The following is a 15,144-nucleotide window of genomic DNA, read 5'->3' as shown; positions in this document are numbered from 1 at the left end:
CGTGCTCGGCCCGGGGGTGCAGCTCGGCAACCGTTACCGCCTCGACGAGCGGATCGCCAGCGGTGGCATGGGCGACGTATGGCGCGGCACCGACCAGGTGCTGGGCCGGACGGTCGCGGTCAAGAGCCTGCTTCCCGCGCTGCTCGACGAGCCGGGCTTCGCCGAGCGGTTCCGTGGCGAGGCGCGGACCATGGCCACCATCAACCACCCCGGCGTGGTGGACGTCTACGACTTCGGCAGCGACCAGCAGATCGCGTTCCTGGTCATGGAATACGTCGAGGGCGACGCGCTCTCCGCCACGCTCGGCCGGGTCGGCCGGCTCACCCCGGCGCGCACCATGGCGTTGCTGGCCCAGGCCGCCGACGCGCTGCACGCGGCGCACGAGAAGGGCATCGTGCACCGCGATGTGAAGCCGGGCAACCTGCTGGTCCGGCCGAACGGCACGCTCGTGCTCACCGACTTCGGCATCGCCCGCTCGGAGCTTGTCGGCCAGCTCACCGCCGCCGGCTCGGTGCTCGGCACCGCCTCCTACATCTCGCCCGAGCAGGCCACCGGCGCGGTCGCCACCCCCGCGTCCGACGTGTACGCGCTTGGCGTGGTCGCCTACCAGTGCCTGGCGGGCCGCCGCCCCTTCGAGGGGGACAATCCGCTCGAGATCGCGATGAAGCACGTGCGGGACACTCCCCGGCCGCTGCCCGCCGACATTCCGCCGCAGGTGCGGGCCATCGTCGAGCGGGCCATGGCGAAGGAGCCGGGGGCCCGCTGGCCCAGCGCCGCCGCGTTGGCGAGCGTCGCCCGGCAGGCCAAGCTCGCGCTCTCCCAGCAGGCGCGCGGTGGCCGCCCGATCTCCGGCGTACCGGCCTCGCCGGCCGCGCCCCCCGCGCGGGCGCAGGTGCCGACCGCCGGACCCCGCCAGCAGCCCCGGCCGCCGGTGGCGCCGGCCCGCCCACCGGCGGCGCCGCGCCCGACCATGGTCGCGCATCCCGTCCCGCAGCCCCGCCCGCCGGTGGGGTCGCGCGGCGCGGCGCCCGTCCCGCAGCAGCAGCCCCGCCCTCCGCACAACCCCCTGGCGTACGCTCGCCCGTCCACGCCGCCGCCACAGGCGCCCCGCCGCTCCCGCTCCGGGCTGTGGACGACGGCGATACTTGTGGCGGTGCTGGTCATCCTCTGTTCGGGCGTGATTTCGTTCTGGTACCGGAAATACGTGGCCGGTGCCGCCGGCGCTCCCGGTCCGGCGAGTGTGAGCGTGACCTCCGGCGCGGTGCGCGCGTACGGGGACGACTATCCGGTCCGCACGTCGTACCGTCGTGAGGTACGCCTCCAGTTGGCCGGCGGCGGTACGACGACGAGCGAAGGACGAGAGACGCGATGACAGCGCAGGCCCGCCTGCTCGGTGGCAGGTACCAGGTCGGCGAGCTGCTGGGCTACGGCGGCATGGCGGAGGTGCACCGTGGCCGCGATCTGCGGCTTGGGCGGGATGTCGCGATCAAGATGCTTCGTACCGACCTGGCCCGCGACGCCACGTTCCAGATGCGGTTCCGCCGGGAGGCGCAGAACGCCGCCTCGCTCAACCACCCGGCCATCGTCGCCGTCTACGACACCGGCGAGGAGACCGCGCCGACAGGCGAGACGCTGCCGTTCATCGTGATGGAGTTCGTCAACGGCCGGACCCTCAAGGAGGTCCTGGGCGTCGAGGGGCGGCTCCAGCCGCGCCGGGCGCTGGAGATCTGCGCCGACATGTGCGCCGCGCTGGAGTTCAGCCACCGGCACGGGATCATCCACCGGGACATCAAGCCGGGCAACGTGATGCTCACCCAGACCGGCCAGGTCAAGGTGATGGACTTCGGCATCGCCCGGGCGCTTGCCAGCGGCGCCACCACCATGACGCAGACAAGCGCGGTCATCGGCACCGCGCAATACCTCTCCCCGGAGCAGGCGCGCGGCGAGTCGGTGGACGCCCGTTCCGACGTCTACGCGGCCGGGTGCGTGCTGTTCGAGCTGCTCTGCGGGCACCCGCCGTTCGTCGGCGACAGCCCGGTCAGCGTCGCCTACCAGCATGTGCGGGAGCAGCCGCCGACGCCGAGCACGATCAACCCGGACGTGAATCCGGCGGTCGACGCCATCGTGCTGAAGGCGCTGTCGAAGAACCCGCTCAACCGCTACCAGAGCGCCGGCGAGATGCGGGCGGACCTGCTCCGCGCCGCCGCCGGCCGCCCGGTGCTCGCCACTCCGGTGATGCCGGCCGAGGAGACCATGCCGATGGGGGCCGCCGCAGGTGGCTACCAGGCGGCGCAGCAGACCCAGATGATGGGCCCGCAGACCCGCCAGCAGGCGCCCGCCCGGGTGGGTGACCCGCGCAAGCGCAAAAGTTCCTCGTGGGTCATCGCCACGTTCGCCGCGCTCGGCGTGCTCGCGGTGATCGCGCTGGGCACGGCGCTCTGGCTGAACCAGGCCGGCAACGAGAAGGTTTCCGTGCCGCAGCTCGTGGACCGCACGCAGGCCGACGCGCAGGCCGAGCTCACCAAGGCCGGGCTGCGGTTCGCGGCCGGTGCCCCGGTGCAGAACACCGAGTGCAAGGAGGGCACCGTGGTCGGGCAGAGCCCCGGTCCGGGCCTGCGGGTGGAGAAGAACAGCGCCGTCACGATCCAGATGTGCACCGGGCCGGGCGAGGTCACCATCCCGGCGGATCTGGAGGGCGGCACCTACGCGAGCGTGAAGACCCAGTTGGAGAGCCTTGGGCTCACCGTCGACCGCAAGGATGTGAGCGACGCGGCACCGGAGGGGCAGGTCATCAAGGTGACGCCCAAGGAGGGCAGCGCGGTGGCCCCGGGGAGCAAGGTGACCCTGGAGGTCTCCAAGGGCAACATCAACGAGGTGCCGAACGTCCGCGGCTACACGGAGGACCAGGCGAAGCAGCGGCTGGAGGACGCCGGCTACGTGGTGAAGGTCCGGGACGGCGACGAGGTCGAGCCGGCCGATGCCGGCAAGGTGAGCGGCCAGTCGCCGTCCGCAGGGAAGAAGCTGGCCAAGGGCTCGACCGTGACCATCGAGGTCGACGTGCCGCTTGAGGAGGAGTCCGAGAGCCCGTCGCCGAGCCCGACCCCCAGCGCGACGTCGTCCACGCCCGGCGCCGGTGGTGGCGGCGGTTTCCCGTTCCCGTCCGTCCCGCCCACCCGCGACCGCTGATCCCTGCCGACCTGACGTGGCGGTGCCCCACCCGGGGCGCCGCCACGTGGCGTACCGGAGGCCCTCAGGCGGTGGCGAACGCGGCCAGGCGCCGCGCGTCGACCTCGGCGGCCAGCTCCGGGGCCCGCTCCAACGCGGCCGGGAAGCCGCAGGCGGCCAGCCAGTTCGCAAGCATCAGGTGACCGCCCTCGGTCAGCACCGACTCGGGGTGGAACTGGACGCCCTCGATCGGCAGCGTGCGGTGCCGCATCGCCATCACCACGCCGGACTCGGTCCAGCCGGTGACCTCCAGCTCGTCGGGGAGCGTCTCGGGCAGCACGGCGAGCGAGTGGTAGCGGGTGGCGGTGAACGGGTCGGGCAGGCCGGCGAGCACCCCCGCGCCGTGGTGGCGCACCTCGGAGGTCTTGCCGTGCAACAGCTCCGGCGCGCGGGTCACGGTGCCGCCGAACGCCTCGCCGATGGCCTGGTGGCCGAGGCAGACGCCGAAGAGCGGGAGCGTGCTGGCGTACTCGCGGATCACGTCCAGGCAGATGCCGGCCCGGTCCGGGGTGCCCGGACCGGGTGAGAGCAGCACGCCTGCCGCGCCGGCCCGGCCCACCTCGGCCACGTCGATCTCGTCGTTGCGGCGGACCTCGCAGTCCACCCCGAGCTGGCCGAGGTATTGCACGAGGTTGAAGACGAACGAGTCGTAGTTGTCGATCACCAGCACGCGCATCGGGGTCACCTGCTCGGAGTGGAGGGTGGGGCGTTGTTCGTCGCGATGTCGTAGGGAAGTTCCTCGTCCTCGTCCGGCTGCGCGGTCGGGTCGGTGAGTTCCCCGTTGTCGCCGCCCGGGACGCCGGAGTCCTGGGTGACCTGCACGTCGTCGAAGGGAAGCAGCGGCTCGGCCCACGGGAAGACGACGAGCCAGAGCAGGGCGACGGTGGCGACGGCAAGCAGCATCGAACCGATCAGCTTGCCGGGCAGCCCGAACGGCAGTTTCCGCCAGATCCACGAGTACACGGGTCAGCCCTCCAGCTCGGCCGGTCGGCCCGCCGACTTGGCCTGGGCGTGGTCGAAGCGGGCGTGGATGATCAGCCGCTGGTAGTTGTCGAACTTGGGGTTGCAGGTGGTGAGCGTGAGCAGCTTCTCGGTCGCCTTGCTGCCCGGCTTCCCCGGCACCGGCGCGACCACCTCCACCTGGGACGGCTTGACGATGCGCTGCTGGTAGACCCGGTAGACGAGCCAATCGGTCTTGGTCTCGACCACGATGGCGTCGTCCGTGTTCAGCTCGTCCAGCCGCCAGAACGTGGACCGGATGCGGTGGCCGGCGACGGAGAAGTTGCCCACCTCGCCGGGCATGGCGCTGTCCGGGTAGTGCCCGGGGGCGTAGCGGATGTCGTCCGGGGTCACCCCTTCGACCACCACCCAGTGCTTGTCGAGCGTCGGGATGTAGAGGCCGGCGACCGGCTTTCCCTCGGCCGGCGGCTTCGGCTTCGTGCTCGGGCCGGTGGTCGGGCCGACTGTCGGGTCCGCCGCCCACTCCTGGGCGAGCTGGCCGTTCAGGTCGTTCTGGTGGGCGTCGACGATGACCGACTTGCCCCAGATCTCGTACCCGGCGAAGAGGAGCACCACCAGACCGAACGTGATCAGCAGCTCGCCCGCGCCCCGGACGAGCGTGCGCAGGCGGGTGCCGGTGGTCGGGCGGGTCAGCTCGGAGTAGACGCTCTTGTAGCCCTCGCCGGTCTGCTCCGGCCGGAGCTGCACCACCCGCTCACCGCGCCGTGGTCGCGGCGGCTCGGCCGGTGGTTCGCCGCCGTCGCCGCCGGTGTCCGGCGCCGGGGGCACCGCGCCCATCAGCCCGGTGGCGTCCAACCGTGGATCGGCCGGCGGGCGGGTGACTGTGGGAAGCAACGCGGTCGCGCCGGGGTCGGCCGGCGTGGGCACGTCCGGGCCGCGCCCGACCGGACCGTCCGACCGGGGTACGCCGGCGCGCCGCTCGGGCCCGCCGGGCGCCCCGGCGTGCCGCTCGGGCCGCCCGGTCATCGGCGGGATGAAGTCGGTTGGCCCGTCACCCGGCGCGGCCGGTCGCACGCCGGCGCCGGGCATCCCGCCGGTGCGCCCGGACGGCATGTCGGAACGGTCCGGGCCGGTGCGGCGGTCGTGGGGGCCGTCGGCGGGGGGGCGGAATTGCGCTCCCCGGCCGGGTGGCGCGAACCGCCGGTCGGCGGTGGGAGCCGTGGGACCGGCGTACCGCCGAGGGTCGACGGGTGGCGTCTCCGCCGGCCGGCCGGCCGGCGGGTATGCCTCGGCGCGGGAGGCGGCGGCCGGCGGGCGGGACTGGTTGCCCGGCCAGGCGGGCGGTGGCGGTGCGGTCGGGCGGGCGGTGGGTCCGCGTCGCGCCGGGGCGGAGTGGGACGGGCCGGCGTCCGGCCAGGGCAGGTTCAGCGGGGGCGGCGGCGCGGGCGCCGGGCGGTCGACCTTCGGGAGGAACGCGGTCGGCTCCTCCTGCTGCCGGCCGCGTCCGCGGGTGTCACGGTCGTGGGGGTCGTCGCCGGTCACCTGGGCACCGTCGCCGACTGGAGCGCGGTGGAGTCTTCGAACGCGGGCACGGTGACGGTGGAGGTGTGCTCGGTGTAGCCGAGCTGGTAGTGGTCAGCCACTTCCTTGAACTCCCGGACTCCCTTGGATGCGGCGAGCGCCCGCTGGAATCCGGCGGGATCACCGATGGCCACGATCTTGAAAGGAGGGGAGTAAACCCGGCCGTGCAGCAGCAGGGTGTTACCGACGCAGCGTACCGCGCTTGTGCTCAGCACGCGGACGTTCATGATTGACATGGCCTCCGCGCCGCCGGCCCAGAGCGCGTTCACGACCGCCTGCACGTCGCCCTGGTGCACGACCAGGTCGTCGTTGCTGGCGCCCTTGGGCAGCGGCTGGCCGGGGCCCCAGTCGGCGTCGTTCAGTTCGATCGTGATGCCGGTGCCGGTGAGCGCGGTGAAACCGGCGGCCTGCCGGCTCGCGGCGGCCCGTTCGCGCTGCGTCTTCACCGGCCCGTCGCTGCCGGCCAGCGACTCGGTGCGTGCCTCGACCTCGTCGCGCAGCCGGGCGGCCTTGGCCTCGCTTGCCGCCACCTGCTCGCGCCGGTCCTCGATGAGCTGGGTGAGCTGGGGTCGCCGGTCCTCACGAAGCGGGGTGCCGCCGGCGGTGGTCGCGCTCGTGGTGAAGAGCAGCCCGGCCGCGGCGGCGATCAGGGGTACGCCGACCGACCATCCCGGGCGCCGCTGGCGCGCCCGGCGGGGCAGCAGGCCGGCAACCGCGCGGCGGAGGGCCTTCTGCCAGGAGGCGGCGCCGGACGTGTACTCCACCGGGCGTTCCCTTTCCCGTCGTCTCGTTCCGGCCCGCGTCGATGCGAACCGACCTGCTCGACCCGAAAAGTCCGCTCTTTTCGGTAACTCCCCGCACCGGCCCGGCCCCATTCGTGGCTTGGACGGCCCGTCCGGACTACGCTAGCTGTCGAACATTATTGGCCATGGACCGTCGCCCCCGCGCCCGGTTGTCAGGCCGGACGAGGTCGTACCCCCCTCTGGAGAGCGTCGTGCCCAAGTCACAGGTCCGCAAGAAGAAGGTGTACACCCCGCCGACGGACGTGCGTCCGACGGCGACGGCGTCGACGCGCAAGCCTAGCCCGATCTGGCTGCCGGCCACCGCCGTCGCGCTGATCGTGGTCGGCATCGGCTGGCTGGTCGTCTACTACCTTTCCGAGCAGGCATACCCGGTCGCCTCCTGGGGCTACTGGAACCTCGCGGTGGGCTTCGGCGCGATGGTGTCCTCGCTGATCCTGCTCTCCCGCTGGCGCTGAGCAGCGGGTCTCCATCCCGGCTCACGTCACGCCACGCCGCCCCTGCCCGGCACCCGGGCGTCGATCCACCTAAGGTGTCCGCAGGGCGGCGTGGCCGATGCGAGAAGACTCACGTTACTGCTGAGTAACCTTCCGCGTAGGCTGCACTGACAAGCAGCAGACCGGGAGGCCAACTCGATGGGCAGCGTCCAGATCGTCACCACGATCCTCGCGGTCGCCATCACCGCCGTGGCGGTGTGGCTTGCGGTGCGTGCGGTCATGAAGATGACCGCCGTCATCCGGCTCGGGCAGCCCGCGCCCGAGCGGTTCGCCGACAAGGGCGCCCGCACGACGAAGATGCTCGTGGAGACCGCCGGCCACACCCGCATGCTGAAGTGGAGCGTGGTCGGGGCCGCCCACTGGTTCGTGATGGTCGGCTTCATCGTGCTGTCGCTGCTGGTGCTCGAGGCGTACTTCGAGGTGGTCTCGCCCGGTGGCGGGCTGCCGGTGATCGGGCACTGGACCGTGTTCGGCCTGGCCACCGAATGGATCGGCATCCTGGGCCTGGTCGGCATCGTGGTGCTGATGGCCATCCGGCTGCGCAACCGGCCGACCCGCCCCGGCGGCCTGTCCCGGTTCACCGGGTCGACCATGTGGCAGGGCTACTTCGTCGAGTGGGTCGTGCTGCTGGTCCTGATCTTCGGGTTCGTCATCCGGGGCTTCAAGGTCGCCACCGACCACTTCGAGCACCCGCTCTGGGCCACCCCGCTGAGCCATGCGGTCGGCGCCGCGCTCCCGGACTGGTCGGCAGGCGTCAGCGTGGCCGCCCTCATCAAGATCGTGATCTCGATGACGTGGCTCATCGTGATCTCGCTCAACGTCACCATGGGTGTGGCCTGGCACCGCTTCCTGGCCTTCCCCAACATCTTCTTCAAGCGTGACCCGGCCAAGCCCGCCGGCTCCGGCCTGGGTCCGCTGCGGCCGATGACGAGCGAGGGCAAGCCGCTCGACTTCGAGGAGGCCGACCCGGAAAAAGACCAGTTCGGCGTCGCCCAGGTCGAGCAGTTCACCTGGAAGGGCCTGCTCGACTTCAGCACCTGCACCGAGTGCGGCAGGTGCCAGTCGCAGTGCCCGGCCTGGAACACCGGCAAGCCGCTGTCGCCGAAGCTGCTGGTGCTCAGCCTGCGCGACCACGCGTACGCCAAGGCGCCCTACCTGCTGGCCGGCGGCGGCAAGGACCTGGCCGGCGAGGAGAAGGGCACCGCGGAGCAGTTGGCCGGCGTCGACGTGCTGGCCATGGCCGAGGCCGACCGGCCGCTGATCGGCACCGCCGAGGAAGGCGGCGTCATCGACCCGGACGTGCTCTGGTCCTGCACCACCTGCGGCGCCTGCGTCGAGCAGTGCCCGGTGGACATCGAGCACGTCGACCACATCGTCGACATGCGCCGCTACCAGGTGCTCATCGAGTCGAGCTTCCCGTCCGAGGCCGGCGTCATGCTGCGCAACCTGGAGAACAAGGGCAACCCGTGGGGGGCGCCGCAGAACACCCGCGAGGACTGGACCAAGGGGCTCGGGTTCGAGGTGCCCCGGGTCGGCGAGGTCGACGACTTCGAATACCTGTTCTGGGTCGGCTGCGCCGGCGCGTTCGAGGACCGGGCCAAGAAGACCACACGCGCGGTCGCCACGCTGCTGAACGAGGCAGGTGTCAGCTTCGCCATCCTCGGCGAGGGCGAAACCTGCTCCGGTGACCCGGCCCGTCGGATCGGCAACGAGTTCGTCTTCCAGATGCTCGCCCAGCAGAACGTCGAGACGCTCAACGAGGCGTTCGAGGGCCGGGAGAAGGCCAAGCGGAAGATCGTGGCCACCTGCCCGCACTGCTTCAACACCCTTGGCAACGAGTACGGCCAGCTCGGCGGCGAGTTCGAGGTGGTGCACCACACCCAGTTGCTGGCCCACCTGGTCAGCGCCGGCAAGCTCACCCCGGTGCAGCCGGTCGACGGCGGCGTGACCTACCACGACCCCTGCTACCTGGGCCGGCACAACCGGATCTTCGCCGCCCCGCGTGAGGTGCTCGGCGACTCGATGCAGGGTGAGCTGACCGAGATGCCACGCAACAGCGAGCGCTCCTTCTGCTGCGGCGCCGGCGGTGCCCGGATGTGGATGGAGGAGAAGATCGGCAAGCGGATCAACGTGGACCGGGTCGAGGAGGCCATGTCCACCGGGGCGAAGACCATCGCGGTCGGCTGCCCGTTCTGCTCGACGATGCTCAACGACGGGGTGAACGGCAAGGGCGCCGGCGAGGACGTCGAGGTGGTCGACGTGGCGAGCGTGCTGCTGCGTTCGGTCAAGCCGGAGGCGCCGGCCGGCGAGAAGGAGACCGCCCCGGCGGCCGGCTGAGGCGTACCCGGGCGGGGTGACCCGCCACCGGCGCTCGCGTGCCACAATCACGCCCATCGACGGCCTGCTGGTTCTGACGCTGTTGCCCCTGGTCGGCTTCGTGCTGCTGACCGCCGGCAACGCCTTCTTCGTCGCGGCCGAGTTCGCCCTGGTCACCGTCGACCGCGCGGAGATCGACAGGCGGGCCGGCGAGGGGGACGCCCGGGCCGCCACCGTACGGCGGGCGCTGCGGGACCTGTCCTTCCAGCTCTCCGGCGCCCAGCTCGGCATCACCATCACCGCGCTGCTCACCGGATATCTCGCCGAGCCGGCCCTGGCCCGGCTCGTGGCGCCGCTGCTGCACCCGTTCGGCGGGGCGGAACGCTTCTCCGGGCTGCTCGCCCTGGCCCTGGCCACGCTCCTCTCGATGCTCTTCGGCGAGCTGGTGCCGAAGAATCTGGCGCTGGCCCGTCCGATGCCGGCCGCGCTTGTCACCGCCGCGCCGATGCGGGCCTTCTCCCGCGCCTGCGGGTGGCTGATCCGGCTGCTCAACGACTCGGCCAACCGGCTGGTCCGCCGGCTCGGGGTGGAGCCGCAGGAGGAGCTGGCGAGCGCCCGCTCCCCGGAGGAACTGGGGTTGCTGGCGGCCATCTCGGCGCGGGCCGGCGCGCTGCCGCCGGACACCGCGATGCTGCTGCGCCGCACCATCCGCTTCGGCGACAAGCGCGCCGCCGAGGCGATGACCCCGCGGGTGGACGTGATCGCGCTGCGCGCCACCGCCTCGGTGGCCGAGCTGCTGGAGGCGTCCCGGCGGACCGGCCGGACCCGGTTCCCGGTGTACGAGGAGACGCTCGACCTGGTCACCGGCGTCGCCGGGGTGCCCGACGCGCTTGGCGTGCCGCTTGCCCGCCGGGCCGTCACCACTGTCGCCGCGGTCGCCCGGGAACCGGTGTACGTGCCGGAGAGCCTGGACCTGGACGGGGTGCTTGCCGCCCTGAAGGACGCCGGCGCGGACCTGGCGATCGTGGTCGACGAGTACGGCGGCACCGACGGCGTGGTGACCGTGGAGGACCTGGTCGAGGAGCTGGTCGGGGAGATCGCCGACGAGTTCGACCCGGCCGCGGTGGACGACCTGGGGCCGGCGGAGCTGACCGTGCCCGGCGGGGAGCGGACGGTCCTGGTGGACGGCGTGCTGCGCGCCGACGAGCTGGTCGAGCAGACCGGGTTCCGGTTGCCCGAGGGGCCGTACGAGACGCTCGGCGGCTTCCTGATGGCCCGGCTCGGGCGCATTCCGGTCCCCGGCGAGACGGTCGACGCGGCCGGTTACGAGTTCACCGTGGTGGAGGTCGACAGGCACCGGATCGAGCAGGTCCGGGTGCTTCGCCCCGAGGAGTTCGACGACGGTGCCTGAGCTGCTTGTGGCCCTGGTGTTGCTGCTCGGCAACGCCTTCTTCGTGGGCAGCGAGTTCGCGTTGATCGCGTCTCGCCGTACGGTGATCGAACCGCTCGCGGAGTCGTCGAAGCGGGCCCGGTGGGCGCTCGCCGCGATGAACCAGATCCCGCTGATGATCGCCGGCGCGCAGCTCGGCATCACGGTCTGCTCGCTCGGCCTGGGCGCGATCGCCGAGCCGGCGCTCGCGCACCTGCTGGAGATGCCGTTCACCGCGCTCGGCCTGCCGGCCTCGGCGGTGCACCCGGTGGCTTTCGTGATCGCGTTGGCCGTGGTGGTGTTCCTGCACACGGTGGTCGGCGAGATGGTGCCGAAGAACATCACGCTCGCCGGTCCGGAGCCGTCGGCGCTCTGGCTCGGCCCGGCCATGCTCGCCTTCTGCCTCGCGACCAAGCCGCTGCTGGTGGCGATGAAGTGGTCGGCCCGGCAGGTGCTGCGCTTGTGGCGGGTGGAGGCGACGGACGCGGTGAAGACCGTGTTCACCGCCGAGGAGCTGGCCGGGCTGGTCTCCCAGGCGCGTACCGAGGGGCTGCTGGACGCCGAGGAGCACGCCCGGATCACCGGCGCGCTCGCCCTGCACAGCCGCACCGCGGCCGACGCCCTGCAACCCTGGTCCACGGTGACCACGGTGGCCGAGGACGTCTCACCGGCCTCGCTGGAGGTGCTGGCGACCCGCACAGGGCGGTCCCGCTTCCCGGTGGTGCAGCGGACCACCCGTCGGGTGCTGGGTTTCGTGCACGTGAAGGACGTGCTCGGGTACGCCGGGGCGAGCCGCCGGGCTCCGGTGCCGGCCGAGGTCTACCGGCCGCTGGCCGTGGTGCCGCCGGACCGTACGCTCGCCGACCTGCTGCTGGCGATGCGCCGCGAGCGCCGGCACATGGTGCTGGTCAACGACGGTCGGCTGCCCCTGGGCGTGGTCACGCTCGACGATGTATTGACGGCAATCATGGGCAAGTGAATGAATACCCTTGGTGTGCAACCGATTGCGGAAACATGATTGAACAAACAGCCGCCTTGATTCCACCCCGGTGTCTTCCCTAATGTGATGCACCGACCGCTGTGGGTCGTCTGCCTCGATCTTCCCTATCGCGAGGCGCCCGGCGGTCGGTTGCAAAGGAGTCCGTGCCGGTGGCAACCATGCCCCCTCAACGTCACGCCCCGAGCGCTCCCCCCGGCCGGTGGGCCGGGTCGCACCGGGTGGTACGCCGTCTCCTCACCCTGGTCGCGGCCGTCGCGGTCGGCGCCGGGATGCTGGCTGCCCCGGTGTACGCGGCGCCCTCGGTGGACGAGATCGACGCGCAGATCGACAAGCAGTGGGAGAAGCTCGAACCCACCATCGAGGACTACAACAAGGTCCGCTCCCAGCTCAAGGTCAACAAGAAGAAGTCCGCTGACCTGCAGAACAAGATGGTGCCGCTGGAGCTGGCCTCCACGCTGGCGATGAACAAGGTCGGCGACATCGCCGCCCGCTACTACATGCGCGGCCCCTCGCAGGAGATGGGCGCGCTGCTGGTGAGCACCAAGCCGGGCACCCTGGCCGAGCAGCTCGTCATGCTCGACCGGGTCGCCGACGACCAGCGGAAGCAGATCGCCAGCGTGCTCGCGGCCCGCGACAAGTACAACGCGCAGAAGCAGAAGCTCGACCGGCTGATCGCGACCGAGCAGCAGCAGGAGGCCAAGCTGGCCTCGCAGAAGAAGCAGATCGACGCCGAGATCAGGCGGCTCACCGGGATGCTGCCGGTGACCTCGATCCGCCCGGCCGGCTGCCCGAAGATCGACGGGGTGGTGAGCAGCGCCGCGCGTACCGCCATCAAGACGGCGTGCGCCCAGGTCGGCGACCCGTACGTGTGGGGCGCCACCGGCCCGAACTCGTTCGACTGCTCCGGCCTGACGCAGTACGCCTACAAGGCGGCGGGCATCTCGCTCACCCACTTCACCGGCGCCCAGTGGAACGAGGGCCGTAAGGTTTCCCGCTCCGAGGCGAGACCTGGTGACCTGGTCTTCTTCGGTAGCGACCTGCACCACGTCGGGCTCTATCTCGGCAACGGGGTGATGGTGCACGCGCCCCGGACCGGCAAACCGGTGCAGGTGTCGAGCATCAGCACCCAACCGCTCGCCGGTTTCGTCCGGGTCGGCTGAGGCGCACCCGAGGCATCGAGAAGGCCCCCGGTCCACTGGACCGGGGGCCTTCCTCGCGTCGGGGCCGCCACCGGGGCGCGCCGCGGGTTCCGCTACCGGGGCGCGCCGACCGGCGACGGCAGGATCAGCACGTCGTCGAGGTTCACGAACATGATCCGGTGACCGAACTGGACCTGCACGTACCGGTTCTTGCCACGGACCACGGTGCGGTCGCCGGGAGCCGAGCCGTCGAACGAGACCGCCCGGTAGTACTCGCCCGGCAGCACGCCACCGACGGCGTACCGCTGGCCCGCCGCGAACGTGTACTGGAGCGGGGAGATGGCCTGGTACGGAATGGTGTCCGGGTAGGCGGCCTGCTCCGGGTAGGCGCGGCCGTACACCGGGACGGTGGCCCGGCCGGGCCGTGGCGTCACCACGAAGCCGGTGGCCCACTTGGCCGTGGGCGCCTTGGCCGGGTTGTGGAACCACGCCTTCCGGCCGAGATACCAGATCGCCGTCCAGTCACCCTGCCGGCCGGCCACCGCGTACGTCTGTCCGGCGGAGGCGCGGGCGCCGTGGTCGGAGATGTACATCGTGTCCGGCGTGCCGTCCGGGCGCAGCCCGAGGTCGTTGACGAGCGGGGCGTCCGCGCTCGGCGCGGTTCGCAGGATCACCGCCGAGGAGCCGCGCGACGGGCAGGGCTCGGCCGGCGGGGTGGGCGTCGGGACACCAGGCGGTTGCTGGTTGCAGCCGACGAACGCCGGCCGGTTGGTGGTGAAGTCCGGGTCGATGGTGACCAGGCCGGTACGCGCGGTGCCGAGGGTCCGGAACGGCGCCTTCATCAGGTCGAAGTAGTGCGACCAGTCCCAGTAGGGGCCCGGGTCCCAGTGCATGCCTCCGACCGCCGCGGCGGTGATGCCTGGCACGTTGTCGTGACCGATGATGTGCTGCCGGTCGAGCGGGATGCCGAACTTCTGCGCCAGGTAGCGGACCAGCTTGGCGGAGCTCCGGTACATCGCCTCGGTGTACCAGGCGCCGTGCCCGGCGAAGCCCTCGTGTTCCAGGCCGATGGACTTGGCGTTGACGTACCAGTTGCCGGCGTGCCAGCCGACGTCCTTGGCCTTGATGTGCTGGGCGACGTAGCCGTCCGCCGAGCGCAGCGTGTAGTGCCAGCCGAGGTAGTCGGCGCGCTTCACCAGGTCGACGCTGGGGTCGAAGTAACCCTCGGTGTCGTGGATGACGATGTACTCGATCTTCTGCTGCTTGGGCCGGTTGCCCAGGTCGTGGTTGCCGTAGTCGCCCGGGTCCGCGCTGAGCTGCTCGTACGGGGCGGGGATCCACTCGCAGGCAAGCCGCACCGGGCACTCCAGCCCGTCCGGCCGTTGCGCGTGGCGCAGCCCGAGCCGGGCCAGCACCCCGCGGTCCGGCCGGGCGGCGGTGGCGGCCATGGTGACCCGCTGCCCGTCGTCGGTGGTCCGGGTCGCGCCCTGGCCGAGCTGGTCGTAGACCTCGTCGGCGAAGGCCGCCGCCGCGTCCGAGGTGTCCGCGCCGGAGTAGCGGGCCACCGCGCCGTACCAGGCCGCGGCGTCGGTGCCGGCCCCGACCGGCCCGCCCAGTGCCTTCTGGTACGAGGCGAGCAGCGCCGCGCCGCCACGGATGTTCGCGGCCGGATCGGTGCGCAGCGTCCCCGGGTCGAGTCCGGTGAGCGTCGCGGCGGCGTCGAGCGTCTGGAGCGAGGCGGTGGGCAGCGGCTTCTCCCGGGCCGGTGCGGCGGTGGTGGCCGGGTCGAGGGTGCGCGGGCGGGAGTCGTCGCCGCGCGGGTCCTCGTCCTCGTCGACGTGCCCGTTGCGGGGCGAGGCGAGGACGTGCGCGGCGTCGGTCAGGTGCATCGGGCCGTAGCCGCCGCTGGTGCTGGGCTGGCCCGGGTGGGCGTCCCAGCGCGACTCCAGGTAGGAGACGCCGAGCAGCACGTTCTGCGGTACGCCGTACTCGGCCGCCGCGGCGGCGTACTGCTTCTGCCGGTCGGCGCCGGATGGGGTGTTCGGTGGCGCGGCGGTCACCGGGCCGGTGACCGCCAGCGCGGTGGCTGTCGCCACGGCGGCGGCGAGCAGCATCCGTCCGGCCGACGGCGGGGGCGAGAGGTGCATCGAACCTCCTGGACAGGGATGGGGGTCACTGCGTCCCCACCCTCACTCCA

12 protein-coding genes are annotated in these 15,144 nt (G+C 72.1%); 7 read left to right on the top strand and 5 right to left on the bottom strand.

From position 1 onward, the window contains the following. Position 1 precedes the first annotated feature (1 nt). On the top strand, positions 2–1,372 hold the full coding sequence (locus SM450_RS07330) for a serine/threonine-protein kinase (protein ID WP_474618888.1): 1,371 nt from the start codon (positions 2–4) through the stop codon (positions 1,370–1,372). Continuing rightward, positions 1,369–3,186, top strand: coding sequence for a Stk1 family PASTA domain-containing Ser/Thr kinase (gene pknB, locus SM450_RS07325; RefSeq protein WP_474618887.1), 1,818 nt, complete (start codon positions 1,369–1,371; stop codon positions 3,184–3,186). Before SM450_RS07330 ends, pknB begins: the two co-directional genes overlap by 4 nt. A 64-nt stretch (positions 3,187–3,250) precedes the next feature. Here pknB and SM450_RS07320 read toward each other — a convergent pair whose 3' ends face one another. From SM450_RS07320 to SM450_RS07305, 4 genes are read right to left on the bottom strand one after another with little or no spacing between them, the layout of a single operon-like run. Next, positions 3,251–3,901, bottom strand: a complete 651-nt coding sequence (locus SM450_RS07320; RefSeq protein WP_474618886.1) for an aminodeoxychorismate/anthranilate synthase component II — start codon at positions 3,899–3,901, stop codon at positions 3,251–3,253. Positions 3,902–3,906: 5 nt separating this feature from the next. Continuing rightward, positions 3,907–4,188, bottom strand: a complete 282-nt coding sequence (locus tag SM450_RS07315; RefSeq protein ID WP_474618885.1) for a hypothetical protein — start codon at positions 4,186–4,188, stop codon at positions 3,907–3,909. Between the two features lie 3 nt (positions 4,189–4,191). After that, positions 4,192–5,727 carry a class E sortase gene (locus SM450_RS07310; RefSeq protein WP_474618884.1) on the bottom strand — a complete coding sequence of 512 codons (1,536 nt, stop codon included), beginning with the start codon at positions 5,725–5,727 and terminating at the stop codon, positions 4,192–4,194. After that, positions 5,724–6,530 (bottom strand): DUF881 domain-containing protein, encoded by an 807-nt coding sequence (locus SM450_RS07305; protein WP_474618883.1) that lies wholly within the window; start codon positions 6,528–6,530, stop codon positions 5,724–5,726. Before SM450_RS07305 ends, SM450_RS07310 begins: the two co-directional genes overlap by 4 nt. A gap of 230 nt (positions 6,531–6,760) precedes the next feature. Here SM450_RS07305 and SM450_RS07300 point away from each other — a divergent pair, with 230 nt between their 5' ends. The 5 genes from SM450_RS07300 (at position 6,761) to SM450_RS07280 (ending at position 12,968) form a co-directional block, all read left to right on the top strand. Beyond that, positions 6,761–7,024, top strand: coding sequence for a cell division protein CrgA (locus SM450_RS07300; protein WP_474618882.1), 264 nt, complete (start codon positions 6,761–6,763; stop codon positions 7,022–7,024). Between the two features lie 177 nt (positions 7,025–7,201). Next, positions 7,202–9,400 carry a (Fe-S)-binding protein gene (locus SM450_RS07295; RefSeq protein WP_474618881.1) on the top strand — a complete coding sequence of 733 codons (2,199 nt, stop codon included), beginning with the start codon at positions 7,202–7,204 and terminating at the stop codon, positions 9,398–9,400. A gap of 82 nt (positions 9,401–9,482) precedes the next feature. Then, positions 9,483–10,790 (top strand): hemolysin family protein, encoded by a 1,308-nt coding sequence (locus tag SM450_RS07290; protein ID WP_474619045.1) that lies wholly within the window; start codon positions 9,483–9,485, stop codon positions 10,788–10,790. Then, a complete protein-coding gene (locus SM450_RS07285; protein WP_474618880.1) occupies positions 10,783–11,787 on the top strand; it encodes a hemolysin family protein in 1,005 nt (334 codons plus the stop codon). The genes SM450_RS07290 and SM450_RS07285 overlap by 8 nt, the downstream gene beginning before the upstream one ends. 179 nt (positions 11,788–11,966) lie before the next feature. After that, on the top strand, positions 11,967–12,968 hold the full coding sequence (locus SM450_RS07280; RefSeq protein WP_474618879.1) for a C40 family peptidase: 1,002 nt from the start codon (positions 11,967–11,969) through the stop codon (positions 12,966–12,968). A 92-nt stretch (positions 12,969–13,060) separates the two neighbouring features. Here SM450_RS07280 and SM450_RS07275 read toward each other — a convergent pair whose 3' ends face one another. After that, entirely contained in the window at positions 13,061–15,094 is a 2,034-nt protein-coding gene (locus tag SM450_RS07275; protein WP_474618878.1) for an N-acetylmuramoyl-L-alanine amidase, read from the bottom strand. Between the last annotated feature and the right edge of the window lie 50 nt (positions 15,095–15,144).

The sequence above is a fragment of the Micromonospora marincola genome (assembly GCF_056150385.1).
Note: the sequence above shows the minus strand (reverse complement) of the source record. Positions and strands in the feature narration are given on the sequence as shown.

Bases quoted from the DNA above. Each gene is read 5' to 3' on its own strand.
- pknB (WP_474618887.1), top strand. From the start codon at position 1,369: ATGACAGCGCAGGCCCGCCTGCTCGGTGGCAGGTACCAGGTCGGCGAG.
- SM450_RS07320 (WP_474618886.1), bottom strand. From the start codon at position 3,901: ATGCGCGTGCTGGTGATCGACAACTACGACTCGTTCGTCTTCAACCTC.
- SM450_RS07295 (WP_474618881.1), top strand. From the start codon at position 7,202: ATGGGCAGCGTCCAGATCGTCACCACGATCCTCGCGGTCGCCATCACC.
- SM450_RS07280 (WP_474618879.1), top strand. From the start codon at position 11,967: ATGCCCCCTCAACGTCACGCCCCGAGCGCTCCCCCCGGCCGGTGGGCC.
- SM450_RS07275 (WP_474618878.1), bottom strand. From the start codon at position 15,094: ATGCACCTCTCGCCCCCGCCGTCGGCCGGACGGATGCTGCTCGCCGCC.